This window comes from Bizionia sediminis (assembly GCF_042684585.1).
Classification (GTDB): domain Bacteria; phylum Bacteroidota; class Bacteroidia; order Flavobacteriales; family Flavobacteriaceae; genus Algorimicrobium; species Algorimicrobium sediminis.
Genome location: NZ_JBHULS010000002.1, coordinates 57,892 through 83,179, shown reverse-complemented (window position 1 = coordinate 83,179; position 25,288 = coordinate 57,892). Strand labels below are relative to the sequence as shown.

21 protein-coding genes are annotated in these 25,288 nt (G+C 37.8%); 5 read left to right on the top strand and 16 right to left on the bottom strand.

Features of this window, described 5'->3' with window-relative positions; genetic code table 11:
* Window positions 1–102: 102 nt before the first annotated feature.
* The 6 genes from ACFSQP_RS04815 to ACFSQP_RS04790 all read right to left on the bottom strand — a co-directional run bounded on the left by ACFSQP_RS04815 (window position 103) and on the right by ACFSQP_RS04790 (window position 5,077).
* Complete coding sequence (locus ACFSQP_RS04815) at window positions 103–627, bottom strand: YceI family protein (protein ID WP_376892235.1); 525 nt, start codon at window positions 625–627, stop codon at window positions 103–105.
* A gap of 66 nt (window positions 628–693) precedes the next feature.
* A complete protein-coding gene (locus tag ACFSQP_RS04810) occupies window positions 694–1,128 on the bottom strand; it encodes a DoxX family protein (protein ID WP_376892233.1) in 435 nt (144 codons plus the stop codon).
* Window positions 1,128–1,730, bottom strand: coding sequence for an FMN-dependent NADH-azoreductase (locus ACFSQP_RS04805; protein ID WP_376892232.1), 603 nt, complete (start codon window positions 1,728–1,730; stop codon window positions 1,128–1,130). Before ACFSQP_RS04805 ends, ACFSQP_RS04810 begins: the two co-directional genes overlap by 1 nt.
* Before the next feature lie 5 nt (window positions 1,731–1,735).
* Window positions 1,736–3,553, bottom strand: coding sequence for an amidohydrolase (locus ACFSQP_RS04800; RefSeq protein WP_376892231.1), 1,818 nt, complete (start codon window positions 3,551–3,553; stop codon window positions 1,736–1,738).
* A 60-nt stretch (window positions 3,554–3,613) separates the two neighbouring features.
* Window positions 3,614–4,303: an isochorismatase family protein gene (locus ACFSQP_RS04795; protein ID WP_376892229.1), complete on the bottom strand. Its 690-nt coding sequence runs from the start codon at window positions 4,301–4,303 to the stop codon at window positions 3,614–3,616.
* Window positions 4,304–4,357: 54 nt separating this feature from the next.
* On the bottom strand, window positions 4,358–5,077 hold the full coding sequence (locus ACFSQP_RS04790) for a pirin family protein (protein ID WP_376893188.1): 720 nt from the start codon (window positions 5,075–5,077) through the stop codon (window positions 4,358–4,360).
* 337 nt (window positions 5,078–5,414) lie between these two features.
* Between ACFSQP_RS04790 and ACFSQP_RS04785 the strand changes: the two genes are divergently transcribed.
* Window positions 5,415–7,520 carry a sigma 54-interacting transcriptional regulator gene (locus ACFSQP_RS04785; RefSeq protein WP_376892227.1) on the top strand — a complete coding sequence of 702 codons (2,106 nt, stop codon included), beginning with the start codon at window positions 5,415–5,417 and terminating at the stop codon, window positions 7,518–7,520.
* A gap of 138 nt (window positions 7,521–7,658) precedes the next feature.
* On the opposite strand, the gene ACFSQP_RS04780 is transcribed toward ACFSQP_RS04785, so the two are convergent.
* From ACFSQP_RS04780 to ACFSQP_RS04740, 9 genes are all read right to left on the bottom strand, one after another.
* On the bottom strand, window positions 7,659–7,976 hold the full coding sequence (locus ACFSQP_RS04780) for a GNAT family N-acetyltransferase (protein WP_376892225.1): 318 nt from the start codon (window positions 7,974–7,976) through the stop codon (window positions 7,659–7,661).
* A 7-nt stretch (window positions 7,977–7,983) separates the two neighbouring features.
* On the bottom strand, window positions 7,984–8,874 hold the full coding sequence (locus ACFSQP_RS04775) for a pirin family protein (RefSeq protein WP_376892224.1): 891 nt from the start codon (window positions 8,872–8,874) through the stop codon (window positions 7,984–7,986).
* A gap of 161 nt (window positions 8,875–9,035) precedes the next feature.
* The gene (locus tag ACFSQP_RS04770) at window positions 9,036–9,608 is read right to left on the bottom strand and encodes a TMEM175 family protein (protein ID WP_376892223.1); all 573 of its coding nucleotides are present in this window, start codon (window positions 9,606–9,608) and stop codon (window positions 9,036–9,038) included.
* A 298-nt stretch (window positions 9,609–9,906) separates the two neighbouring features.
* Entirely contained in the window at window positions 9,907–11,151 is a 1,245-nt protein-coding gene (gene ilvA / locus ACFSQP_RS04765) for a threonine ammonia-lyase IlvA (protein ID WP_376892221.1), read from the bottom strand.
* The gene (ilvC, locus tag ACFSQP_RS04760) at window positions 11,151–12,194 is read right to left on the bottom strand and encodes a ketol-acid reductoisomerase (RefSeq protein ID WP_376892219.1); all 1,044 of its coding nucleotides are present in this window, start codon (window positions 12,192–12,194) and stop codon (window positions 11,151–11,153) included. Before ilvC ends, ilvA begins: the two co-directional genes overlap by 1 nt.
* A 33-nt stretch (window positions 12,195–12,227) precedes the next feature.
* Complete coding sequence (gene ilvN / locus ACFSQP_RS04755; RefSeq protein WP_376892218.1) at window positions 12,228–12,749, bottom strand: acetolactate synthase small subunit; 522 nt, start codon at window positions 12,747–12,749, stop codon at window positions 12,228–12,230.
* Window positions 12,750–12,755: 6 nt separating this feature from the next.
* Window positions 12,756–14,450 carry a biosynthetic-type acetolactate synthase large subunit gene (gene ilvB / locus ACFSQP_RS04750; RefSeq protein WP_376892216.1) on the bottom strand — a complete coding sequence of 565 codons (1,695 nt, stop codon included), beginning with the start codon at window positions 14,448–14,450 and terminating at the stop codon, window positions 12,756–12,758.
* A 17-nt stretch (window positions 14,451–14,467) separates the two neighbouring features.
* Window positions 14,468–16,144, bottom strand: a complete 1,677-nt coding sequence (gene ilvD / locus ACFSQP_RS04745; protein ID WP_376892214.1) for a dihydroxy-acid dehydratase — start codon at window positions 16,142–16,144, stop codon at window positions 14,468–14,470.
* Window positions 16,141–17,034 carry a branched-chain amino acid transaminase gene (locus ACFSQP_RS04740; protein ID WP_376892213.1) on the bottom strand — a complete coding sequence of 298 codons (894 nt, stop codon included), beginning with the start codon at window positions 17,032–17,034 and terminating at the stop codon, window positions 16,141–16,143. Before ACFSQP_RS04740 ends, ilvD begins: the two co-directional genes overlap by 4 nt.
* 782 nt (window positions 17,035–17,816) lie before the next feature.
* Here ACFSQP_RS04740 and ACFSQP_RS04735 point away from each other — a divergent pair.
* From ACFSQP_RS04735 to ACFSQP_RS04720, 4 genes are all read left to right on the top strand, one after another.
* On the top strand, window positions 17,817–18,872 hold the full coding sequence (locus ACFSQP_RS04735; protein WP_376892212.1) for a Fe(3+) ABC transporter substrate-binding protein: 1,056 nt from the start codon (window positions 17,817–17,819) through the stop codon (window positions 18,870–18,872).
* The gene (locus tag ACFSQP_RS04730; RefSeq protein WP_376892210.1) at window positions 18,853–20,517 is read left to right on the top strand and encodes an ABC transporter permease; all 1,665 of its coding nucleotides are present in this window, start codon (window positions 18,853–18,855) and stop codon (window positions 20,515–20,517) included. The genes ACFSQP_RS04735 and ACFSQP_RS04730 overlap by 20 nt, the downstream gene beginning before the upstream one ends.
* Window positions 20,514–21,527: an ABC transporter ATP-binding protein gene (locus ACFSQP_RS04725; protein WP_376892208.1), complete on the top strand. Its 1,014-nt coding sequence runs from the start codon at window positions 20,514–20,516 to the stop codon at window positions 21,525–21,527. Before ACFSQP_RS04730 ends, ACFSQP_RS04725 begins: the two co-directional genes overlap by 4 nt.
* 130 nt (window positions 21,528–21,657) lie before the next feature.
* Complete coding sequence (locus tag ACFSQP_RS04720; RefSeq protein WP_376892206.1) at window positions 21,658–24,039, top strand: GAF domain-containing protein; 2,382 nt, start codon at window positions 21,658–21,660, stop codon at window positions 24,037–24,039.
* On the opposite strand, the gene ACFSQP_RS04715 is transcribed toward ACFSQP_RS04720, so the two are convergent.
* Window positions 24,026–25,225, bottom strand: coding sequence for a Pycsar system effector family protein (locus ACFSQP_RS04715; RefSeq protein ID WP_376892205.1), 1,200 nt, complete (start codon window positions 25,223–25,225; stop codon window positions 24,026–24,028). The two genes, ACFSQP_RS04720 and ACFSQP_RS04715, sit on opposite strands and share 14 nt — an antisense overlap.
* Window positions 25,226–25,288 lie beyond the last annotated feature (63 nt).

The following is a 25,288-nucleotide window of genomic DNA, read 5'->3' as shown; positions in this document are numbered from 1 at the left end:
TTTTAGTGTAGTTGTGGTTTTAATAGCGGTTGCTGGATTAAAAAAAACGGGACTGGTCTTGGCTGCGTACCAATCCCGTTAATTTAACGTGGTGCCTGCTTCCTATTGCTTAATAAACTGAAAGTCTGCTACTAGGTTAATTGTATCGCTTACTACAATGCTACCTGCCTCTGTAACGGCATTCCAAGTAAGCCCGAAGTCTTTACGGTTTATCTTTCCTGTAATTTCAAAACCAGCTTTGGTTTGTCCATAGGGATCCACCGCAATACCATTAAAATCTGTGTTAAGGGCTATCTCTTTAGTAACATTCTTAATGGTTAAATCGCCTATGATTTTATCCCCATCAAAAGATTTAGACTCAAACTTCATTTCTGGATGCGCCGCCGTGTTGAAAAAATCTTCTGATTTTAAGTGCGCATCTCTGTCCTTGTTTTTGGTGTTGATAGAATCAATTTTTGCTGTGAAATTGAACTTTGCATTTTTAAAGTCATCGCTCTCCGTTTCTACAAATGCGTTAAAATCTTCAAAAGCTCCTTTTACGGTAGATATCATCATATGTTTTACTTTAAAGCCTACTTCTGAATGTGCGTTGTCAATGTTCCATTTCGTTGTTGTTGCTGTTTCCATATTCTAAATTTTAATTGTTATATGTATTTATTGTTTTAAAAATGTGTTCCTTGCTATAAGGATAATTTATTCTTGTTTTTTGTTTTTGGATATTAAATAATCCAGTGAATACTTGCCCGCCCCTAGAACCAGTAAAGTGATATAAATTACCGCGTATAGAAGTCCTAGTTCTTGCCTTCCAAAACCGTCGTTACTGTGTACTATAAGTGCTGCTACGAGCATGGTAATTACTAATGGAATGGCTGCTAGTCGTGTGCCCAATCCTAAAATGAGTAGAATGGAACAAAACACTTCAGAAAAAACGGTTAGGGCTAAAGATGCTGCAGCTCCAACACCCAGAGGGTCTGCAAATTGAATTTGTTCTGGACTAATAAGTCTTTCAAATTTACCTACGCCATGGGTTAGCATAAATATTCCTGCAGTAACCCGCAATAATAATAATACGAGACTTAATTTGTTGGCATTTGTACCCGGGTTGAAAATTGTTTTTAATAAGTTCATTATACTGCCGTTTGTAATTGGAATAGTTCTTCAATTTGTTTGTTAGCTCTAGCAAAAGAGCGATCCGATTTTTTAACCAACTCATCTAAAGCAATAATTTCTACATCGGTGATGCCAATAAAGCTCAAGAATTGTTGGATGTATTTTGACGAAAAATCTACATCACTTCCTACTGCTACGCCGCCACTTGCAATAACGATATAGGCTTTCTTTCCTTTAAGCAGACCTTGTGGGCCGTTTTCAGTATATGTAAAGGTGCGCCCGGCTCTTGCTATCAAATCAAAATAGGCTTTTAGCGATGCAGGAACTGAAAAATTATAAATAGGTGCGCCTATCACTAAAATATCGGCATTTAATACCTCTTCTATTAAACCATCTGCTACTTGCAGCACTTCTTTTTGTTTTTCGGTGCGTTCTCCTTTTACAAACAATGCGTTAAGCATGTTTTCAGTTATAAAAGGCAAGTTGGTGTAGGCTGTATCTCTTTCTCGTACAGTTGCTTCTGTGTGTTCAGATAGCAGTTTGTTCGCTACTTTATTAACGTACTTTCTACTAATAGAAGTTGTACGATTGCTACTGGAATTTATTTTTAGAATTTTCATTGCTTTTAGTTTTTTTGAAAGCCACCATAATACTTTACTGGCGACCAATTTGGAATTACCGCAGGTAACGATGGATTCATGTTTTTGTATTCTTCAGCACCGTAAACCACTTTACCAGCAACCACAGTTAAAACCGACTTTAGGTTGTTAATTTCTGCTTCCGGAATGGTAAAGTAATCGTTAGAAAGGATAGCAAAATCTGCATACATTCCGTTTTCCAAAGTTCCTTTTACATCTTCTTCTTTAGATACCCAAGCACTACCTTTTGTGTATAGGTGCAATGCTTCTTCTCTTGTTAATTGATTAGAAGGTTCTGCGAGTTGAAAATCTCCAACGGTCTTACCTGTAACTAACCAATATAATGCTGGCCAAGGATTATAACTTGCTACACGAGTACCGTCAGTACCAGCACCAACTGGGATTCCTGCTTCCATTATTTTCTTAACTGGTGGTGCTTGTTTTGCTTTATCTGCGCCGTAACGCTCCACAAAAAATTCTCCTGCATACGCCATTCTCGCTTGTATGGCAATACCACCGTTTAAGGCTTTTATGCGTTTTAGGTCTTCTTCCTTAACCGTTTCGGCGTGGTCAAACATCCAGCGGTTTGCTGTTAGTTTTCCATTTGTTTCGGTATTTACTTCTTCGATTACATCTAGCATATTGCTGATGGTTTCTCCATAGGTAGCGTGAATTCTAAAAGGCCATCCGTTTTCTGCGTGAAGGACTAAAATCTTCTTTAAATCTTCTCGCCACGTCGGTCTATCCTCAAGCATTGGTTGTGGTGCAAGGAAATTTTCAAAATCTCCTGCGCTCCAAGCTAAAAACTCACCACCACCTTCAAGTTCGTAACCGTGGTCCAGATGAATTTCGCCGTTATGTCCCACTTTATTATTTGCCATCCACTCTTGAAACTCTTCATATTCAGCGCCTTTGTTTTGAGGGAATAAGTAATAGGAAAGTCGGATGGGCATTTCGCCATTTTCAGCTAAAACTTTTGTTCCTGTATAATCCTTTGGGAATTTGTGACCACCGCCACCAGCATCGATACCGCTCGTAATCCCAAAGCTGTTCAATTCTCTGTAAAATTGTTTCGTTCCGTTTACCATTGCTTCTTCGCTTAATGGTGGTAAGGAGCCAATTCTAGCATACAGTATTGTAGGGTTAGGCTCTGCTAACAGCACGCCTGTTAGTTTGCCATCAGGTCCTTTTTCAAATGTACTTCCTTCAGGTGCTTTTGTGTTTTCATCAATGTTTAAAGCATCTAAACCAGCCTGGTTTAACCAGCCTCTACTGTAGAGAAATAATACAAATGTGGGTACATCTCCCGTGGCTTCATTGATTTCTGCTGGTGTAGGAAATCTTTTTTCTTCAAATTGAAAAGGGCTCCATCCGCCTATAACGCGTACCCATTCACCTTCTGGTGTGCGTTGGGCTTGTTCTTTCAACATTTCCAAGGCTCTTTTTAGGGTTTTTACACCATCCCAACGTAATTCTGCATTGTAAAAACGTCCACCTCTTGTAAGGTGTAGGTGTGAATCATTAAGACCAGGAATGATTGTTCTTCCCTTGGCATCTATTGATTTGGTGTTTTCTCCTTTTAGTTTTAAAATGGCTTCGGTTGTACCAGTCTTTAGTATTTTACCATCTTTTACTGCAATGGCCTCCGTAATTGTCCGGTTAGCATCCATAACTGCAACTTTTGCATTGGTTACAATTAAATCTGCGGTATTTTCTGATGGTGCTGTTTCAGAACTTGTTTTTTGTGAGTCTTTACAAGAAACAAAAGCTACAGCTAATATTAAAAGTAAAATAAATCGTTTCATTGTAATTAGATTTTTGAAAAGCGCTTTGCTTTGACACAAAGCGCTTTATAGATTGTTGGTTTAGTGCTTTAACATTTTACGAGCGTACTGGATTCCTAGTCCGTAGCCACCACCAAAGCGCATTGCTAGTTGGTTTACAGCTTCGTATGTTTCACTTCTTGCCCAATCTCGTTGTAGTTCTAACAAATATTGTAAAGATGTGATAGGTTTAGCGCCTGCTTGTACCATTCTATCGATAGCCATATCGTGTGCTTCTTTAGAAATATCGCCTGAAGCATCTGTAATTACATATACTTCGTAACCATCATTTATGGCTGATAGTACTGGTCCAACAACACATACACTGGTCCATAATCCAGCCATTACAATTTTCTTTTTCCCTTTTCCTATAATGGCTTTGTAGGCATTCTCATCTTCCCAAGTGTTCATAGTAGTTCTGTCAATGTATTCCTTGTTATTAGGGAAGAATTCTATAATTTCTGGAAAAACAGGTCCGCTAAATGATTCTTCTGCAACGGTTGTAACTACGGTAGGGATGTTAAAGATTTTTGCTGTTCCAGATACCAATCCCACGTTGTTACGTAATTCTACTGGGTCTATGCTGTTGGTGGCAAAAGCCATCTGGCCTTCGTGGTCAATGAGTACTAACGAGTGGTTAGTAGGGTCTAATAATTCAGGACTTGGTTTTTGAGCAATTGCTTGTAATGTAATTGCTAATACTAATACGAATGTTAATTTAATTGCTTTCATGTTTAATTTAATTTTTGTCTTTTTAGACGGTTGTTGTTTATTTATTATTGATTTTTAACTTAATTCCATTGGAACTTCCATTAGTAATATTTCGGCGTTACTATTGGCTGTAATTTTTACAGTGTCTGTGTTCCACATACCAAACCCATCACGTTGGTTTAAATCTTGACCATTAATTGTAGCGTCGCCTTTAACAATAAAAGCATAGACACCGTTATTTTTTGGATCTTGAACAGTATATTGTAGGTTTTTACCACGGTCTAGGTCTGTAAGGTTAAACCAAGCGTTTTGGTGAATCCAAACACCAGCATCGTTGGTGTTAGGCGATAGTATTTGCTGCAGTTTATTTTTGCGGTCTGCACGGCGTAAGGTTATTTGATCGTAACGAGGCGTTACATGCCGTTTATTAGGAAATACCCAAATTTGTAAAAATTTCACAGGTTTGTTTGGGTTGTTGTTGTATTCTGAATGCGTAACACCTGTTCCGGCACTCATTACTTGAATGTCGCCAGACTTTATAATGGCTTCATTACCCATATTGTCGGCGTGCTTTAAGTCGCCTTCCAACGGAATAGAAATGATTTCCATATCTCTGTGGGGGTGTGTGCCAAATCCCATGTTTCCCGATACTACATCGTCGTTTAGTACACGTAGCACGCCAAAATTCATGCGTTCTGGATTGTGATAATTTGCAAAACTAAACGTGTGTTTAGAGTGTAACCAACCATGATTGGCGTCACCTCTGGTGTTTGCTTTGTGTAAAATAGTGTTCATAGTTTTTGTTTCTTTATTAGGTAAATGATTATGCCCAACGCTGTTTTTTAGCGGTGCGTTATCTGTTGGCTTGTTAGTTTTTGCAAGGGCGGTAAGGCCTAAAAAGGTGGCGATGCTGCCCGAAACTGATGTTTTTAAAAAATCTTTACGTTTCATAATGTTATTTCTTGTTGCTTTACTTTAGGCTAAACGCGTGCCAAAAACACAATACATTGTAAATCAATTAATTGTGTGTATTTTGAAGTTGTTAAATAGTATCATTTTTAAGAATTTTCTATTATATGAGAAATATTTTGTTATTTTTATCGCATAAAATTTGGTGTAATAGAAGAAAATTATGGAAATAGGTTTAGTAAAAGAATGGCTACTAGATGTGTTGCCTTACGAAGTATTTTGGGCAACTGAAAGCGGAAAATTGGTGTATGGAAACTTAAAATTCTGTGAGCGTGTTGGTTATAAAAGTAGCGAACTAACAAAACTGACTATCTTTGATATTAATACAACCGTAACTCCAGAGAGTTGGCAGATGCATTGGGATGGTTTGAAAAAAAATAAACAGGATAGTTTTCAGGCAATTCACAAAAAGAAAACTGGAGCGTTTTATGAAGTAGAGGTTTTTGCGCAATTTTTCTCAAATAACAGAAAAGAAATGGTTTGTGCTATCATGAACGATATCTCGTCCTCTAGTTTCTATAAAAGTTTAATTAACAACGTAGAGTCTATTGCCAAGGTTGGTGGCTGGAAGCTAAATCTTCAGGATGGGTCGCTTATTGTTACAAAAGAGGCTTTCAGTATGTTTGGTATCCATAACAAAGAAGCTTTTCATCCTAGTAAGATGCTGCAGTATTTTAAGGATGAAGCAGGCTTTAGAAACGGTTTTATTCAAACAACCAGAAAAGGCCTGCCTCTAGATGTCGTGTTTGAAACAAAAGAAACCCCTAGCAGGTTTATTAGGACCATTTTAAAACCTATTTTAAAAGGCGATAAGGTTTTTGAAGTAATTGGTGTGTATCAGGACGTAACCGAGCAAACTAAAAAAGAAACAAAACTTAACTTTTTTAAAAATGTAATTGATAATGCAGAAGACTTGGTTTTTGTTTACAGCCGATCGGGGAAACTTTTGGAGTATAGCAATTCTGTTGCAAACACCTTGGGTTATTCCAAAAGCAAATTAAATCAGGCTACTATTTTCGAACTAGATACCGGAGTTACTAAAGAGTGGTGGGAAGCTCATTTTGCTGAAATTATTGAAAAAAGGTCCGTGCAGATGGAATGGATTTTAACCAAAAAGGACGGCACTCGGTTTCCTGTGGATATTGTGGCTAATTATATGCATTATGAAGGGCAAGATATTAACTGCGCTGTAGTACGCGATATAACCAAACGAAAAGAGCGCGACTTAAAGTTGTACCAAGCACTAGAAGAAATTAAATTTTTAAAAAACAGGTTAGAAGACGAAAACGAATATTTGAAAGAAGAGATTAGCGGCAAAATAAACGCTAATAATATTGTGTGTAAAAGTGATGTATACGAAAAAGTATTGGCCCAAGTTAAGCTGGTGGCTCCCACAGATACAACTGTATTAATAACAGGAGAGTCTGGCACAGGAAAGGAGTTATTGGCAAGCGCTCTGCACGATAATAGTCTGCGAAAAAACAGGCCACTTATAAAAGTAAATTGCGCCACATTACCTAAAGAATTAATAGAAAGTGAATTGTTTGGACACAAAAAGGGGGCCTTTACGGGAGCGGTTGCAGATAAAGTTGGCAAATTTACTTTAGCCGATGAAGGCACAATTTTTCTTGATGAAATAGGTGAAATGCCTATCGATTTGCAAGCCAAACTTTTACGTGTTTTACAAGAAGGTGAATTTGATGAACTTGGTGGCACTAAAACTATTAAAGTGAATGTTCGCGTAATTGCTGCCACAAACAGACGCTTGGAAGATATGATAAAAGAAGGGAGTTTTAGAGAGGATTTGTACTACAGGCTTAATGTATTCCCTATTTACAACATACCGCTTCGTGGCAGAAAAGAAGATATTCCATTGTTAGCGCAATTTTTTCTTGAAAAATATTCGGCAAAAGCAGGCAAATCCTTTAAGCGTCTGTCTAAAAAAACAATTAATGGCCTGCTGGCATACGATTTTCCTGGAAATATTAGAGAGTTAGAAAACTTAATTGAACGCGCTGTTATTTTAGAAAACGGTACCACCTTACATGCTGGTAGTTGGTTGCCTACTAATAACAATATGGTAAATAATACCAATTTTTTAACATTTGAAGCGGTACAGAGGCAACATATCATAAAAATTTTACAGCATACAAATGGCAAAGTAAGTGGTAGAGGCGGTGCTGCCGAAGTTTTACAAATGAATGCAAAAACCTTGTTTGCAAAAATGAAAAAATTGGGCATTGAAAAACACACTACTTTTACAGGTTAAAGCAAAACTAAAACCCTAACAAACTACAAACCAGCTGAATGTTTGCTCTTAGGTGTTATTTGGTTACAGCGTTTTTTTATTACCTAATAGGGCGTACAGGTTGGGCCATACCCATGCTAGCGTTTACGTGTTGGATAGCTATAAGTTGTTATAGCCATTAAACTTGGGGCTAACAATACGTTTCCATTCGGGATGCTTTTTAATAAAGGCAAACACATAGGGGCAAAAAGGGTGTAAGCTAATGTTGTGTTTATCTAAATATTGCAATGTTTTTTCAACCACTGCACTGGCAGCGCCTTTTCCCTGTAACTCGGGATCTGTTTCGGTATGAATTAACGCGATGTCGTTTCCAATTGTTTTGTAATCTATAAAAGCAAAAAACCCGTTTACCACAATTTCAAAACGTTTTTTAGCGTCATTTTTAACTAATGGTATGTTGCTGTATGTTGTTTTCATATAAATTTTATTTAAGTCTGCTGTTAAAGGTTGGATACGGAATAAACTCCGTGTCGTCGCCTTTAATTTTTGCGAAAGATTGGTTTTTCCATTTCTCCTTTGCTGCCGCTATTAATGATTTGTCTGACGACACAAAATTCCAATCAATAAAGCGTTCTTCTGGGAAAGGCTCGCCGCCAAAAATATAAATGGTACTATTTTCTTGGATGGTGAATTCGCAAAGTGTGCTATCGTTTGCTACCAATAATTGTTTAGGCTCAAACAGGTGTCCGTCACTTTCAATACCACCTTCTAGGATATATAATCCTGCTTCGCCAAAAAGTTCCTTGCCAATATTTACAACTTGTTCAGATTTGCTTTTTATTTCTATCATAAATAATTTGCTAAAAACCGGAACTGGCGATTTTTTACCAAGTGCCTCTCCGGCTATAAGCTTAAATTGTAAGTCGCCTTCTGTCCAACTTGGAATTTCTGCAGCCGTAATATGCGAGAATTCAGGTTCCATTTGTTCCAAATGTTTTGGTAGGGCTACCCAAATTTGTAAACCATGCATAAATAACGGCGAGTTGCGCAAGTGTTCTGGTGTGCGTTCCGAATGGACAAGACCTTTTCCTGCCGTCATCCAGTTTACGGCGCCAGGTTTTATTTCTAATTCATTTCCCAAGGCATCGCGGTGCATAATACTGCCTTCAAATAAGAAGGTAAGGGTAGAGAGTCCAATATGTGGATGCGGCAGGACATCAAAATTTTCACGTTCATTCAATCTTACAGGGCCCATGTGATCTATGTAAATGAAAGGTCCTACCATGCGTTTTTGTCTGAATGGTAATAAACGCCCTACCATAAAATTTCCTATGTTGGCTGCTCGTTCTTCGATAATTAGTTTGATATTCGACATATTTTTTTGAAAATAATTTATTAAGTATTCTGTTAATCATTCAATTTAATCAGGCTGTCTTAATTAAAGCCCTATTAAATTTTTATAAAGCTAATTTTTTGTAAGGTATCCATGCCTCTATTGCGCGTTTACCCATGTTTGTTTTTTTTGTTTTTTGTTGCTTACTTTATGGTTTTTTCTATGCGTGGGTCGGGTACAATCCACATAAGGGCAACCCCTAAATAAATACAAAGGCTAACAATTGGAAATAGAAACGATAGTAAAACACCAGCGGCATACAATATTAAGGACCAGTTCATGCGTTTGTCTTTCTTGTAAATGCGTCCAATATGTGAATCTTTACCATCACTTTTAATAACACAGATTACCAAAATTTTAAATGCTATGGCGGCTAAAAGTAAAACAAGACCATAAATGGCAGAGGGGTTGGCCTCAAAATGGTTTTTTCCCAACCAGTCTGTAGCAAAGGGAAAAAGTGACAGCCACAGTAACAAGTTTAAATTAGCCCATAAAATTTTACCGTTAACCCGATTAACAGCCTGAAATAAGTGGTGATGGTTGTTCCAGTAAATACCCACATAAATAAAACTTAAAACATAGGTTAAAAAACTAGGTATAACAGGCTTTAAAGCTTCAAAATGATACCCCTCTGGTGCGCTCATACCTAAAACCATAATGGTAATTATTATGGCAAGAACACCATCGCTAAATGCTTCTAATCGTCCTGTTTTCATCCAGATATTTTTAGTAATTTTTTCTTTGTTTTGCCTTGTTTTGGCGGCCTAATATGTTTGATATTAACCTAAAAATAGACTAAAAAGTGCCGCACTATTAGGGAGCCTGTTTTTAAAACAGACCCTAAATTACATATTTTAATTTATTTCTTTTTACGGAATCTCATATTTATAAAAATCCATTTACATTTTTTTAGGCTGCCTCATGCGCACGCTCCCCATATGGTTTAATTGAAATATTACTGTAATTTACCATTTATGGAGCGTGCTAAAAGCGTTTAATACGGCTCGTTTTGGCTTATAAAATTAAAGTGGTAAACAAAGCGGCATTGTTATTTAAATATAAATAACTGAATTTTTTTTCGTTTAACCGGTCTTTTATTTTTTGAAAATCAGCTTGTTTTTTTAATTCAATTCCTACCACCGCAGGCCCACTTTCGCGGTTGTTTTTTTTAGAAAATTGAAAATAAGTTATGTCATCATCGGGTCCTAAAATATCATTTACAAATGCTTTTAAAGCACCAGGTCGCTGCGGAAATTGCACTAAAAAATAATGTTTTAAACCTTCGTGCAACAAGGAGCGTTCTTTTATTTCTTCGGTTCTAGAAATATCATTATTACCGCCACTTACCACACAAACAACATGTTTGCCTTTTATGGCTTCTTTGTAATAATCTAGAGCAGCAATGGTTAGGGCGCCAGCCGGTTCGGCAACTATGGCTTCTTCATTATGTAATCGCAATATGGTGGTGCAAATTTTACCTTCAGGAACCAGGATGATACCATCTAAACTGTCTTTGCAAATTTCGAATGTTTTGTTTCCTACGCGCTTTACCGATGCGCCATCAACAAATTTATCTATATTTTTCAAAGTGGTATTGGTCCCTTTTTCTATGGATTGCTTCATGGAGGGCGCCCCGGCAGGTTCTACGCCAATTATTTTAGTTTGTGGGCTTAACTGCTTAAAAACCGTGCTTACGCCCGCCGCTAAACCACCGCCGCCAATGGGCACAAACAAATAGTCGATGGGTGCTTGTGCGTCGTTTAATAACTCTAAACCAACAGTGCCTTGCCCCGCTATAACTTTTTCGTCATCGAAGGGGTGAATAAAAATAGCTTCACGTTTTAAACATAAGCGGGTTGCTTCCTCAAAAGATTCGTCGAATGTATCGCCCGATAAAATAATTTCTACCTTATCTTTTCCAAAAAGTTTAACCTGTTTTGTTTTCTGTGCCGGTGTGGTTATGGGCATAAAAATGGTTGCCTTAATATTTAATTTGTGGCAGGCATAGGCTACACCTTGAGCGTGATTTCCGGCACTGGCACAAACAACACCTTTTTCTTTTTCTTGGTCTGTAAGCGACACTATTTTGTTGTATGCGCCCCGTAATTTGTAGGAGCGCACAGGTTGTAAATCTTCGCGTTTAAGCCAAACTTGAGCAGAAAATTCATTGCTCAGGTTTTCATTCTTCATAAGTGGTGTCTGTAGGGCTACGGTTTGTATACGGGTTTTTGCTTGGTATATTTGTTCTAGTAATGTCATTATTTTTTGGGTCTTAATTTTCGGACTTCTAATCCGGTTTGCCATAATTCACTGTTTCGCATGTTGGCTAATTCAGCCTCTAGTTTTGTACGGTAATTTGCTTGGCTATTGGCCTCAATTACTATTTCTGCCTCTTTGCCAGATACCACGCTATCATATAAATTGTTTAAAACAGGTATGGTTGCATCTCTAAATTTGCCTTTCCAATCCAAGGCGCCGCGTTGGGCTGTGGTAGAACAATTGGCAAACATCCAGTCCATACCATTATCTGCAATTAGCGGCATTAAGCTTTGTGTAAATTCTTCTACGGTTTCGTTAAAAGCTTCGCTAGGCGAGTGGCCACGCTGGCGTAAAACCTTGAATTGGGCTTCAAAAATTCCGGCAATAGCACCCATTAAAACACCGCGTTCTCCTGTTAAATCGCTGTAGACTTCTTTTTGAAAAGTGGTTTCAAACAAATAGCCTGAACCAATGGCTATTCCTAATGCCAAAACCCGTTGCTGGGCCTTTCCGGTGGCGTCTTGAAATACAGCATAGCTGGAATTTAAGCCTTGCCCTTTTAAAAATAAACTTCTTAAGGAGGTGCCAGAGCCTTTTGGGGCCACTAAAACTACATCGATATCTGGCGGCGGCACAATACCTGTTTTTTTATGAAAGGTAACACCAAATCCGTGCGAAAAATAAAGTGCTTTTCCTTTGGTTAGCTGTTTTTTCATGCCATCCCAAGCTTGAATTTGTCCGGCATCGGATAGGAGATTCATAATTATTGTTCCCTTTTTACAGGCGGTTTCTAGTTCAAAAAGTGTTCTGCCTTCTTCCCAACCATCGGCCAAGGCTTTTTTCCAACTGTTTGTGCCTTTGCGCTGACCCACAATAACAGAAATACCATTATCTCTTAAATTTAAAGCTTGTCCCGGTCCTTGAACACCGTAGCCTATTACTGCTACCGTTTCGTTTTTTAATACATCCTGCGCTTTTTTTACTGAAAATTCTTCGCGTTTAACAACGTTTTCTAAAACGCCGCCAAAATTTATTGTTGCCATATTTTTTTTTGTTTTTGTTGTGATAACTACTTTTTACAATGCTTTTAGTTCTTCTAAATAGGTGCTAAATGCTTTCATGGGTTTTGTTATTGCTACACGTCCAGAGCGTACAAATTCCAGTAAGCCAAAAGGTTTTAGGTGTTGGAATAATAATTGGGTTTCTGGGGCATGTCCCGTTTTTTCAATAACCATAAATTGCGAATCTACTGTAAGAATTCGGGCGTGATGCCTTCTAACTACCTGCTCCAAATCGGTGTTAGCTACTGCGTTTGTTTTAATTTTGTACAGCGCTATTTCTTGATGTACAATCTCCGATTCTTCATGAACGAAAGCCTTTAGCACATCAATAAGTTTCTCTAATTGGCCAATAACTTTGTCTGCCTGTTCTTTTGTTGTGCGTAAAACAATGGTGTAGCGGAATACGCCTTTTACTTCAGATTCTGATGCAGTAATACTATCAATGTTTAAGTGTCTTCGGGTAAAAATGATGGTGACACGGTTCATCATCCCAATGCTGTTTTCGGTAAAAACCGATATGGTAAATGTTTTTTTCATTAGTATTTATTTTAAACGTATGTCTGAAACGGATGCGCCAGTGGCTATCATGGGAAATACATTTTCCTCCTTTGCAACAACTATTTCTAATAAGTAGGCGCCTTTATGATTAAGCATAGTTAATAAGGCATTTTTAAGGTCTGGACGGTTTTCAATGGACTTGCCGGCTATATTGTAAGCATTTGCCAATGACACAAAATTGGGACTTACCATATTTGTAAAGGCATAGCGCTTTTCAAAAAATAATTGTTGCCATTGCCTAACCATGCCCAAAAAACGGTTGTTTAAAATGATGATTTTCACATCTATATCGCTTTGCATAATGGTGCCTAATTCTTGAAGCGTCATTTGAAAACCACCATCTCCAATTACGGCTATAACCGGTTTTTTTGGAGCGCCAATTTTAGCGCCTATAGCTGCAGGAAGCGCAAAGCCCATAGTTCCTAAACCGCCCGATGTAATATTGCTTTTTGTTTTATTGTAGGCATAATATCGCGATGTCATCATTTGGTGCTGACCAACATCTGTAACCATTATGGCTTCGCCATTGGTAATGTTTGAAAGCATTTTAACTACCTCGTCCATTTTTAGTTCTTTAGAAGGCGTTTTTTTAGCTGCTGCTTTCAAGGTTTCAACTTCAACCTGTTTAGCGTCTTTAAATTCTTGTAGCCATGCAGTGTGTTGTTTTTGCGCTACTAATTTTGTTGCTACTTGCAATGCATCTTTAGCATCGGCATGAATGGCAATCTCGGTTTTGATTATTTTATTTAATTCGGCAGCATCAATATCTATATGAATTATTTTGGCCTGTTTGGCATATCTAGATACATCGCCTGTTACTCTATCATCAAAACGCATACCTACAGCCAGAAGGACATCGCATTCGTTGGTTTTAATATTTGGCGCATAATCACCATGCATCCCTAAATAGCCCACATATTGTGGGTGTTTGTGTGGAAATGCTCCCAACCCCAATAGCGTGGATGCAACAGGAATACCGGATTTCTCGACAAATTCAAGCAAAGCTTTTTCGGCATTAGAAAGCATAATACCCTGACCAATTAACATATATGGTTTTTTGGCGTTGTTAATCAGGTTTATGGCAGCCTCTATAAGCGGTTCTTGGAGCTTTGGCTTTGGTTTATAACTGCGTATAGCGGTACATTTTTTATAATAGAATTCCAATAAGCCAAATTGCGCATCTTTGGTTATGTCTATTAGCACAGGGCCTGGTCTACCTGATTTGGCGATGAAAAATGCCTTGGCTATAGCAGCTGGAATATCTTCTGCTCGGGTTATTTGACAATTCCACTTGGTTATAGGCATGGAGATTCCTACCACATCCGTTTCTTGAAAAGCATCGGTGCCCAATAGTTTGGAATTTACTTGCCCAGTTATACAAACTAACGGTGTTGAATCAATCATAGCATCTGCCAAGCCTGTAATTAAATTGGTTGCACCTAGCCCCGAGGTTGCAAATACCACACCTGGTTTTCCGGACGTGCGTGCATAGCCTTGGGCGGCATGGATAGCGCCTTGTTCATGACGGACTAAAATGTGATTTATGGAGTCTTCATAATCATACAAAGCGTCGTATATGGGCATAATGGCACCACCAGGATACCCAAATATTGTGTTAGCTTGTTCGGCTACTAAAGATTCGACTACTGCTTTAGCGCCTGTTATTTTTATGGCATTCATTATGGTTGTTTTTAAAGTTAATTATCGGTCACGCAACCTGTGGATGCGCAGGAAACACATTGGGCATACTTATATAGTACACCTTTGGTAGCTTTTAGTTTAGGGGGTTGCCATTGGGCTTTTCTTAAGGCTAACTCGGTATCGCTAATCTGTAAGGTTAAGGTGTTTTGCTTGGTGTTAATCGTTATGGTATCGTTATTTTTTACCAGTGCAATGGTGCCGCCACTGTATGCTTCTGGCGCAATGTGTCCAACAACAAAACCGTGCGAGCCACCTGAAAATCTGCCATCGGTAATTAAAGCGACATGTTTACCTAATCCAGCACCCATTATGGCGGATGTTGGTTTTAACATTTCTGGCATGCCAGGGCCTCCTTTAGGTCCGCAATAGCGAATAACTACTACATGTCCTGGTTTTACCTCGCCACTTTTTATGCCTTTAATAGCGGTATATTCATTATCGTACACTTTTGCTAACCCTTCAAAGTATTCGCCTTCGTTACCACTTATTTTGGCGACACTTCCGCCAGGTGCTAAATTGCCGTAAAGAATTTGTAAATGCCCCGTTGCTTTTAAAGGCGATTTTAGCGGAAGCACTACGTCTTGTTTTGGTGTTAAACCAGGGAGGTTTTCCAGATTTTCAGCTACCGTTTTTCCAGTCACAGTTAAGCAATCGCCATGGAGTAGCTTATGTTGTAATAGGTATTTCATAACGGCAGGAATACCGCCAACAGCATGCAAATTCTCCATAAGATATTTACCACTTGGTTTTAAGTCGGCTAACACGGGCACAGTATCACTTATTCTTTGAAAATCGTTTAGCGTAAGTTCTAAATCTACCGCGTGTGCCATGGCTATTAAGTGTAGCACGGCGTTAGTGGACCCGCCAAGAACCGTTACCAGGGTCATGGCATTTTCAAAAGCCTTTAAAGTCATGATATCTTTTGGTTTGATATCTTTTTCAAGCAATATTTTTATAAACTTTCCAGCATCTAAACATTCCTTTGTTTTAGCGGCACTTAAAGCGGGGTTGGAAGCGCTGTATGGTAAGCTCATGCCAAGCGCTTCAATGGCTGAAGCCATCGTATTTGCCGTGTACATGCCGCCACAAGCGCCAGCGCCTGGACAGGCATTTTTAATAACGCCTTTAAAATCCTCTGGTGTTATGGTGTTGTTGAATTTTTTACCTAGAGCTTCAAAAGCAGATACAATATTTAACGACTCACCTTTCCATTTTCCAGAGTGAATGCTGCCACCATAAATCATGATGGCAGGACGGTTTAATCGGCCCATAGCAATTATTGACCCTGGCATATTTTTATCGCAACCCACAACAGCCAAAACGGCATCGTACCATTGTGCACTTACAACAGTTTCAATAGAATCTGAAATAACATCGCGAGAAACCAGTGAAAAACGCATACCGTCTGTACCATTTGCCATGCCGTCACTAACACCTATGGTATTAAATATTAATCCTACAAGGTCCTTGTTTTGAACACCAGTTTTTACATTTTTTGCCAAAGCATTTAAATGCATATTGCAAGTATTGCCTTCATAACCCGTGCTTACAATGCCAACCTGCGCTTTTTGCATATCGGCTTCCGTTAGTCCTATTCCATAAAGCATGGCTTGTGCAGCGGGTTGCAATTGGTTTTGAGTGAGTGTTTTACTAAATTTATTTAATGTGCTCATAAACTTACTGTGCTTGCTGTTTGTTTTGTTTTTCTAACCACTTGCGCATAGGCGTCTTGTAGTTTTTTTCCGAGTGAATTAGGCCAAGCTAAAGGAAATGTGTCTTGGTTAATAGCTTTTATTCCTATGACTTCTGCTGCTGTGCCACAATAAAAAGCACTGTCTGCTGCCAGTAAATCGTTTGGTGTAAAAAGACCTTCTTTTACTTGAATACCCAGTTTTCTTGCTAATTCAAAAATTGTAGCGCGTGTAATACCCGGTAGAATATTTCCTAATTGCGGCGTAAATAACATGCCGTCTTTTTCAAAAAACAGATTAGCACCAGGTCCTTCTGCTACAAAACCATCGCTATCTAACAGCAAAGCTTCATCATAACCTTGATCCTTTGCTTCGTTTGTAGCAAGAATAGAATTGATATAATGCCCACATGCTTTTGCTTCAATTTTAACGGAGCGCGGATGTGGCCGGCAGATAGAGGAAATCATAACGCGCAACTGTTTATTGCCCAAATAAGCAGCCCATTCCCAGGCGCAAATCATAATAGAAACCTTGTTTGGTTTGGCAAGCGACATATTTGGGTCGCAGAAAACTAATGGGCGTATGTAGGCGTCAGATAAATTGTTTTTTTCTAACAGCGTTTCTGTGGCTTGCATGAGCTCTTCAACTTGAAATGGGAAGGGGATGTTAATAAGTTCAGCCGATTTTTTTAAACGCTCATAATGTGTTTTAGATTTAAAAACATGGGTGCCGTTGTTGGTAGCATAGGCTCTAATACCTTCAAAAACGCCGTAGCCGTAATGTAACGTCTGACTGTATAAATCTGTAGAAGCGGTATGGGCTTTTACAAATTTGCCATCTAAATAAATAAGTGTGTCGTTGTTGTAATACATTTTAATAAGATTTAAAGAGATTTATTGTCATAAAAAAAGCCTTCCTCAAAATAGATGAGAAAGGCTTAAAAATTGGACACTACCAGCCTGACTCACCCGGGTGGGCGAATAATAATGCTGATAATGATGTTGTTGTTATAGGATATCATAAAGTTGATTTTGTGCAAAAAAAAGCCTTTCTCAAACAAATGAGAAAGGCTTAAAATGGGATACTACCAGCCTGACTCACTTAATATGGTGAATAATAATACTGATAATAATAATGGTGTACCTTGTCATGTTGGTTTTGTTGTATAAAAAAAGCCTCCTGATAATTCGGGAGGCTTTTTAAAAATCGTAAATATTTTCTATAGCATTCCCTATGCAGAAGCGATAATCGCGATTGCAATATAAATTGAAGGAATGATTCTTGTCTGTTTCATGTTGTTGTAATACTGCGCAAATCTAAATAAATAAATTAGATTAAAACATTTAAAAAGAAAAAAACATGAGGTACAAGCGTCCTTTTGTTTTGGAGTAAACTTAATTTACAGACTTATAGTATTGAAAACTAGTTAAATACATTTTTTTGTAAAAACGAAATTTTGTTAAGCGAGTAAGTTGCCTAAAAAAATAAAATACTTTTTAGCCTAATTAAGAGACTCAACAATGTGTTGTTTAAACATGTAAAACCTATAAATACCAACGATTGTGTAACAGTGGGCATATTTTTGAATTTCTAGCGCTTACTTTATTTATATTCTTTCTAAATTATTATCTTTGCAGCCACAAAAAAATACGTAATGAAAAAAGTAATGTTTGGAATATTGGCTGCAGCCCTAGTTGTAGCTTGTGGTAACAAAAACAGTAAAGAAGAAAACCAGAACGCACAAACAAAAGCAGAACAGGAAGTTGTAACGGTTTATACCCACCGCCATTACGAGCCGGATCAGAAAATATTTAAGATGTTTGAAGATAAAACCGGTATTGAAGTAAAAGTAGTTAATGCCAGTGCAGACGAGCTAATTCAGAAAATGCAAATGGAGGGCGAACAATCGCCTGCCGATGTATTAATTACCGTGGACGCGGGCAGATTGGGGCGTGCAAAAGAGCAAGGATTACTGCAAACTATAAACTCTACCGTGCTTGAAAACACGGTGCCAGCACATTTACGCGATGTGGACAACCAATGGTTTGGCCTAACCAAACGCGCTCGAATTATAGCTTATGCCAAGGATCGTGTAAACCCAGAGGACCTATCGACTTACGAAGATTTGGTGGCTGAAAAATGGCGTGGCAAAATTTTAGTCAGATCCTCTTCCAATATATACAACCAGTCTTTAATGGCTTCCATTATAGCTAACGATGGCGAAGAGGCCGCCAAAGCTTGGGCCGAAGGGATGGTTAAAAATATGGCGCGAGCGCCGAAAGGATCGGACAGAGATCAGGTAAAAGCTGTCGTTGCAGGCGAAGGCGATTTGGCCATTGTTAATTCCTACTATATTGGTAAAATGCTAAATTCACCAGATGCCGAAGAGGTAAAAGTAGCCCAACAAATTGGCTTGTTTTTTCCTAACCAAGAAAATCGCGGAACCCATATTAACGTAAGTGGTGCCGGCGTTGCAAAATACGCGCCTAATAAAGCTAATGCCATAGCTTTTATTGAATTTTTAGTACAGCAAGATGCCCAGCAAATTTTTACAGATGCTAATTACGAATATCCGGTATTAAGTACGGTAAACCCGACCCCAGATATTAAAAATTGGGGCGATTTTAAAGAAGATACACTTGGCCTAAATGTACTAGGCGCCAACAATAAAAAAGCGGTTTTAATTTTTGATGAATCAGGTTGGAAATAAACAAGCGTTGTTTTCCCTAAAAACGCGGTTTAAAAGATTTAAAAGAGATACGAACAGATGGTCAGTCTTTACGCTGGCCATTGTTCTTTTTCTGGCTTTACCTATTATTTTTATTGGACTAGAATTGTTTTCTGGGCCAGGCGAAACCTGGGGGCATATAGTTACTTTTTTATTGCCAGACTACATAGGAAACTCACTGTTTTTAGTGGTTTTATGTAGTTTGTTGGTGTTGTTGCTAGGCGTATCTGCAGCTTGGCTGGTATCGCGCTTTAATTTCCTTTTCCGAAAACAAATGGAGTGGTTGTTAATTTTACCTTTGGCCATTCCGTCTTACATTGTGGGCTATGCGTATGCTGGTATATTTGACTATGGTGGTAGCCTGGATTTACTTTTAAGACAATTGGGATTACCTTTTGTGCGAATTGATATTATGAATAGGGCAGGCCTAGCCTTTGTTTTAAGTGTTTCATTGTTTCCATATGTTTATGTGAGTGCTAGGGCCTTTTTTTTAAATCAGGCTAATAATTTGTTGGAAGCATCTAAAATGTTGGGTGTGGGCGAGCGCAAAACGTTTTTTAAACTGATGCTACCACTTGCTAGACCGGCTATTGTTGCTGGATTGGTTTTGGTGTTAATGGAGGTTTTAAATGATTATGGAGCGGCCAAATATTATGGTGTTAATACATTTACTACCGGTATTTTTAGATCTTGGTTTTCTTTAGAGGAGCCACAAACGGCTGTGTATTTATCGGCTTTGTTAATACTTATCATTTTTGTGTTAATACTTATTGAAAAATGGCAAGTTAGAAATCTGAAATTTACATCTTCAAAAACGAATAGTACTCAAATTCAACGTAACACGCCCAAAGGTGGAACTAAATGGCTTATCTTTTTCATTGTATTTTTACCCATTTTATTAGGTTTTGTTTTGCCGGTGCTTCAGTTGGTATATTGGGCCATTCTCACAGCTTCCAAGGTGTTTAATACCGATTTTCTTCTGCTCTCTTTACAAAGTTTCGGAATCGCTATCGTATCGGCCGTAATTACCGTGTTTTTTGCGCTGCTGCTAATTTATTTTTCAAAATGGAGTGTTCTTTCTGTTGTTAAAAATATGGCGCGTATAGGTGTTTTAGGCTATGCTATTCCGGGTGCTGTCATAGCTATAGGAATTATGATTCCTACATTGGCTCTAGATAAATGGCTTATAGCTATGTTAGGTAATTTTGGTGTCCAATCGGGGTTTATTATTAACGGTACACTTTTAGCTTTGTTTTACGCTTATGCCGTACGTTTTTTAGCAGTTGCTTATAACCCTATTGAAAGTACTGCCTTAAAAATAGATAGTAGCATACCAGATTCGTCAAAAGTGTTAGGCGTGGGAAATTTAAAAACGTTTTTTAAAATTGAATTTCCACTTATTAAAACCGGTGTTTTTAGTGCGGTTATTCTTGTTTTTATAGATGTTATGAAGGAATTACCGTTAACACTAATATTAAAACCGTATCATATAAACACCTTGGCCGTAAAAGCCTATGAATACGCTAGCGATGAAATGGTAATGGAGGCTGCTATTCCTTCACTTTTCATTATCTTTACAGCCATGATTCCGGTAATATTTTTAAACAAATTACTCATTAAAAAATGAGCACACTAACCATAACCTCCCTTTCTAAAAGTTTCGACAAAGGTAAAAGCTTTGCCTTGGAGGACGTTACATTTACCCTAAAAACGGGCAATGTGTGTGCCATTGTGGGCGAAAGCGGTAGTGGAAAAACAACCTTGGTTAGGCTTATTGCTGGACTAGAAAGACCGGACGACGGTTGTATTGAAATTAACGACACGGTGGTTGCCTCATTAGATACCTTTGTTCAGCCTGAAAAACGAAAAATTGGTTTGGTTTTTCAAGAATACGCCCTGTTTCCGCATTTAACCATACTGGATAACGTGTTATATGGTATTTCCAAAGTTAAAAATAAAAAGCAACGTGCCTTGGAAATGTTAGATTTAGTTGGGTTGCAAAATTTAGAAAACCGCTACCCGCATCAACTTTCGGGCGGTCAGCAACAGCGTGTTGCCCTTGCCAGAGCTTTAGCGCCAAAACCGGCACTGTTAATACTGGACGAGCCGTTTAGCAATTTAGATGCCATGCTGCGCGCACAATTACGAAACGAAGTATTTGCAATTATAAAAAAAACAGAGGTGACGGTTTTGTTTGTAACCCACGATACACAGGATGCCCTATCTGTAGCCGACGAAATTTTAATCCTTCAAAATGGGAAGGTGGTACAGAAAGATGTGGCAGCCAATTTGTATGTTAAGCCAAATACATTATACGTAGCGTCCTTGTTTGGGAATACAATTCAAATAAATAAAAACTTACAACAGGCCTTTCGCTGTCCCTTAAATGAAACCTGCTGCTATGCTATTCGAAATGAAAAAATTAAAGTGAATAGTGCCGCTTCGGAATCCAATTGCGAATATGTTACCAAAGCGCAAGTGGTAAAGAAAATTGAGTTAGGCGATGCTGTTCAACTGGCCCTAAAACTGGAATCTGGCGAACAATTAACCGTTATGACACGCGATAAAAATATATCGGACACCATATATGTTGGTTTTAATGCTGCCGATATTTTACGCTTTGAGTCAGAACCCTAACGTTTTAACAACATGTAGTGTTAAGCAGTTAAAAGGCTAGTTTACAAACTAATTAACGTAAAAAAAGGTTGTTAGTACTTTGGCTGTTTTCCGACCAATAACGTTAGGGGATATTAATAAAACACAAGCTATGACAGGCACAGATAAAACAAGCAGTCCAATGAAAATTTTAATAAGTTTCCATAAACTATTTGAAGCTTACCAAAATATGGCGGCTAATGGCAGCGGTTTATTGGCAGAAAAAGCACAAACTATTCTTAAAATAGCTGAAAAATATCCAGAACTGCGCGAGGGTTTTTCCGATTTTAACATTCTAAAAACACGGGAAGCGGAAATAGCAACTATTCTGCAAGATACCTTTAATCCGCTCCTATCAAAAAATGAAATTAAGGCTGCAACAGCACCTTTCGATAATACTATTTTTAACCTTTCGGACCGGTTTAAAAGCATTCTAGAAACAGCAGGCCCCGATTTTAATTTGGAAATAAAAAACATGCCTTCTAACGATAAATATATCATGGCATGTACGGTTATTTTAAATTTCTATTACGGGTATGAATTTAATTTTAGGCGACCTTTTCATTACGAAATACCCGATAAAAATGGTGTTACACGGTACTATAAAATTTTGTACAACGCCGATTTTACAGAGGTTATAAAATCTAGCACAGCACCAAATATATCGCAAACTGATATAGACACCTTACTTGACAATTTTGAAGACATCGAGCGATGGAAAGCCTTATTTCCAGAAAACGCATACACCCTAAAAGGTTTCGTAATTGCCAATATTTTTGATGTAACAGACGATTTTGCGATTTCTGAAATTAAATCCAATTTAATTGCCGAAAACAAACACCAGGCGCCTAACTTTATTAAAAAACTGCAGCATATTTTTCAGTCTTTTTTAAAAATTACCGATCTTCAAGTTGGCTTTTCTATTTACAACAAAACCGATGGTGTTTTTGAACGGGTGTATGGCGATGGCATGCATAGCTTTTTACTAAACGACAATCCAATTGGTACCTGTGCAGACTTACTTTGCCAAACATCGTATAAACGCTTATTAGAGGAAAAAAAGCATATCGCTATTTCCAATGTGGACAGCAGATTTAAGTTAACACAAGGCCAAGTGCCGCATATAAATATGTTGCACCAACAAGGTTTTAAGAGCGCCATTTTTGCGCCTATAGCTAATGCAGAAGGTTTAATTGGTATCTTGGAATTAGTTTCTAAACAACCCAAAGCCTTAAATAGTATTAATGCCAATAAGCTTCAGGACGTTATGCCTTATATTGTGGCTACTGTTGAGCGTAGCAGAAACGAACACGAAAACTTGATAGAAGCCGTAATTCAGCAAGAATGTACCGCTATACATACGAGTGTGCACTGGCGATTTAGGCAAGCTGCGCAACAATTTATAAAGGAAAATATTATTCAAAATAAAAGTATTCCTTTCAGAGAAATTGCGTTTCAAAATGTATATCCTTTGTTTGGCCAGGTAGATGTTAAAGGTTCATCGGAAGCCAGAAATAAGGCCACACAAAAGGATTTAATTATGCAATTGGAAGCGGCTAAAGCTATTATAGATAAAGCTAATATTAACTTTAAAATGCCTGTTTACGAGCAGGTAGCTTTTCAAATTGTAGCTTATTTAGAGCAGGTTTCTACAAAATTTAAAGTGGATAGTGAGCATGTTATATCCTTGTTTTTGAAAAATGAGGTGTCGCCACTTCTTAAAATTATTCAACAAACAAATCCAGCTTTAAAGACCGATATAAATGCGTATTGTAAACAAATAGATGAAGAATTACAGGTGTTGTATCAACATCGAAAAAAATACGACGACACGGTTAGTTTAATAAATAAACACATGTCTGCTATCTTGGATGCCAAACAAATTGAGGCGCAAAAAATGTACCCACACTTTTTTGAACGTTTTAAAACAGATGGTGTAGAGCATAATATGTACATAGGCGAATCTATTACCAGAGAAAACAGTTTTAGTTTAATTTACCTATATAATTTGCGTTTATGGCAAATACAGGTGATGTGCGATATGGAAAATGCCTTTTATAACGCTCAAGACGTGTATCCACTAAAACTGGATATTGCCTCTATGATCCTTGTGTTTAATCAGCCGTTATCTATTCGTTTTCGTATGGACGAGAAACAGTTTGATGTAGATGGCACTTATAATGCGCGTTACGAAGTGGTTAAAAAACGTGTGGATAAGGCCTACATAAAAGGCACTACACAGCGTGTCACCGAAAAAGGGAAGTTGAGTATTGTGTACTCGCAACAAGCGGATGAGCATGAATACCTACAATACGTGCGGTTTTTCCAGTCTAAAAACATGCTTGGAGCCGATTTAGAAGTGGTAGAGCTGGAAGATTTAGAGGGTGTAACGGGCTTAAAAGCTATTAGGGTGAGTATTTTATACCGAAATGAAAAAGCTGATAGTAAAAAATACTACACCTATGCCGATTTAATGACGGTTATAAAAAACTAAAATTGTGCATTTTAAACGATATGGCAAAGGCCAATACCGAAATAACAATGCCAATCATGAAAATGGAATAGGTAATTCGTAAAATTCGGTATTTTCTATCCAGTACTTTTCCTAAAAAATATAAATCCTTTGTAAGCGAATTGTAAACGTAATTTTTGTCTTTTAATAGTTCATTTATAGCCCATTCAAACTCCTCCAACTTCATTTTATGAAAGTTTCCAAAGAAGCTTAAGTTTACACGTTTTTCTTCAATATCGGCTTTGGTAAATTCGCCGCGCGTTACATTTGGGCGGGTGGCAATAACCGATAGTATTATGGAAATAACACTAAAGGTTACAAAAATAACCGTAGGTATTACCAAATAGGCGTTAGAAGGATTGTCCAATTTGGAGAATAAATTTGAAATAACCAGCGATAAGATAATGGCATTAACCGACAGTAAAATATTAGCTTTTGTATCGGCTATATCGCTTAATTTTATATGGTTTCGTAAGGCTACTCTGTAAAATGTTTGAATACCACGTTCAGGACTTTCGCTTTTAAATTGTGCTTTATATTTAGCTTTTAGCTTTTCTTTTTTTAGTTTTTTATTGAATTTATTTTTAGAAGCAATCAGATTAGCCAGATTTTTTTCTTTTTGTTCTTGCCAATTTTTTAGTGCATAATCCGTGTAAAATTCATGTTTTTCGGAAAGCATTTTAATATTTTCATCCAGCCACTCGCCTGGCGAAAACGTGGCAACACCCTGAATTTCCAATTCTTTTCTTAAAAATTCGCTAGCCTCGTTAAAATAATCTTTACCAAAGTGAGAGGCATCGGCATCGCGCAGTATTTTTTCGTGAAGCGTTTTTGGGCTGTAATCAAATTCGGTAGCCAAAATACAGTTTTTTACTGCGTTAATTTTAGCAGGGCTTACTTGATGTTCTCGTAAAAAGCTTTCAGCAATTTTAGCACTTTCGGCTTCATGATCATCTATAGTTTTGGTATACCCAGTATCATGAAAAATAGCCGCTAGTTCCAGTATTTCAGCATCTTCCTCTAAAACGGGACTGTGCGCTATAATTTCCCGAACACTTTTTAACACACGTTGGGTGTGCGTTAAATTATGATACAAAAAAGACGGATCTAAAGCATCTTTAAATAAATTAAAAACATAGGTTTCGGCTTTGCTAATAAGAGGTGTCATATAGTCGGTTTTCAGACGTGTTTAGACGTACAAAATACTCAAAAATTTCAAAAAAAATACAGC

What these genes read in the sequence shown, in the direction of transcription:
- ACFSQP_RS04725 (WP_376892208.1), top strand. Translation starts at nt 20,514, where the DNA reads ATGAGCACACTAACCATAACCTCCCTTTCTAAAAGTTTCGACAAAGGT.
- ACFSQP_RS04720 (WP_376892206.1), top strand. Translation starts at nt 21,658, where the DNA reads ATGACAGGCACAGATAAAACAAGCAGTCCAATGAAAATTTTAATAAGT.
- ACFSQP_RS04780 (WP_376892225.1), bottom strand. Translation starts at nt 7,976, where the DNA reads ATGAAAACAACATACAGCAACATACCATTAGTTAAAAATGACGCTAAA.
- ilvD (WP_376892214.1), bottom strand. Translation starts at nt 16,144, where the DNA reads ATGAGCACATTAAATAAATTTAGTAAAACACTCACTCAAAACCAATTG.
- ACFSQP_RS04735 (WP_376892212.1), top strand. Translation starts at nt 17,817, where the DNA reads ATGAAAAAAGTAATGTTTGGAATATTGGCTGCAGCCCTAGTTGTAGCT.
- ACFSQP_RS04715 (WP_376892205.1), bottom strand. Translation starts at nt 25,225, where the DNA reads ATGACACCTCTTATTAGCAAAGCCGAAACCTATGTTTTTAATTTATTT.
- ilvB (WP_376892216.1), bottom strand. Translation starts at nt 14,450, where the DNA reads ATGAATGCCATAAAAATAACAGGCGCTAAAGCAGTAGTCGAATCTTTA.
- ACFSQP_RS04730 (WP_376892210.1), top strand. Translation starts at nt 18,853, where the DNA reads ATGAATCAGGTTGGAAATAAACAAGCGTTGTTTTCCCTAAAAACGCGG.
- ACFSQP_RS04790 (WP_376893188.1), bottom strand. Translation starts at nt 5,077, where the DNA reads ATGAACACTATTTTACACAAAGCAAACACCAGAGGTGACGCCAATCAT.
- ACFSQP_RS04800 (WP_376892231.1), bottom strand. Translation starts at nt 3,553, where the DNA reads ATGAAACGATTTATTTTACTTTTAATATTAGCTGTAGCTTTTGTTTCT.
- ilvC (WP_376892219.1), bottom strand. Translation starts at nt 12,194, where the DNA reads ATGGCAACAATAAATTTTGGCGGCGTTTTAGAAAACGTTGTTAAACGC.
- ACFSQP_RS04805 (WP_376892232.1), bottom strand. Translation starts at nt 1,730, where the DNA reads ATGAAAATTCTAAAAATAAATTCCAGTAGCAATCGTACAACTTCTATT.
- ACFSQP_RS04810 (WP_376892233.1), bottom strand. Translation starts at nt 1,128, where the DNA reads ATGAACTTATTAAAAACAATTTTCAACCCGGGTACAAATGCCAACAAA.
- ACFSQP_RS04775 (WP_376892224.1), bottom strand. Translation starts at nt 8,874, where the DNA reads ATGTCGAATATCAAACTAATTATCGAAGAACGAGCAGCCAACATAGGA.
- ACFSQP_RS04785 (WP_376892227.1), top strand. Translation starts at nt 5,415, where the DNA reads ATGGAAATAGGTTTAGTAAAAGAATGGCTACTAGATGTGTTGCCTTAC.
- ACFSQP_RS04815 (WP_376892235.1), bottom strand. Translation starts at nt 627, where the DNA reads ATGGAAACAGCAACAACAACGAAATGGAACATTGACAACGCACATTCA.
- ilvN (WP_376892218.1), bottom strand. Translation starts at nt 12,749, where the DNA reads ATGAAAAAAACATTTACCATATCGGTTTTTACCGAAAACAGCATTGGG.
- ACFSQP_RS04740 (WP_376892213.1), bottom strand. Translation starts at nt 17,034, where the DNA reads ATGTATTACAACAACGACACACTTATTTATTTAGATGGCAAATTTGTA.
- ACFSQP_RS04795 (WP_376892229.1), bottom strand. Translation starts at nt 4,303, where the DNA reads ATGAAAGCAATTAAATTAACATTCGTATTAGTATTAGCAATTACATTA.
- ACFSQP_RS04770 (WP_376892223.1), bottom strand. Translation starts at nt 9,608, where the DNA reads ATGAAAACAGGACGATTAGAAGCATTTAGCGATGGTGTTCTTGCCATA.
- ilvA (WP_376892221.1), bottom strand. Translation starts at nt 11,151, where the DNA reads ATGACATTACTAGAACAAATATACCAAGCAAAAACCCGTATACAAACC.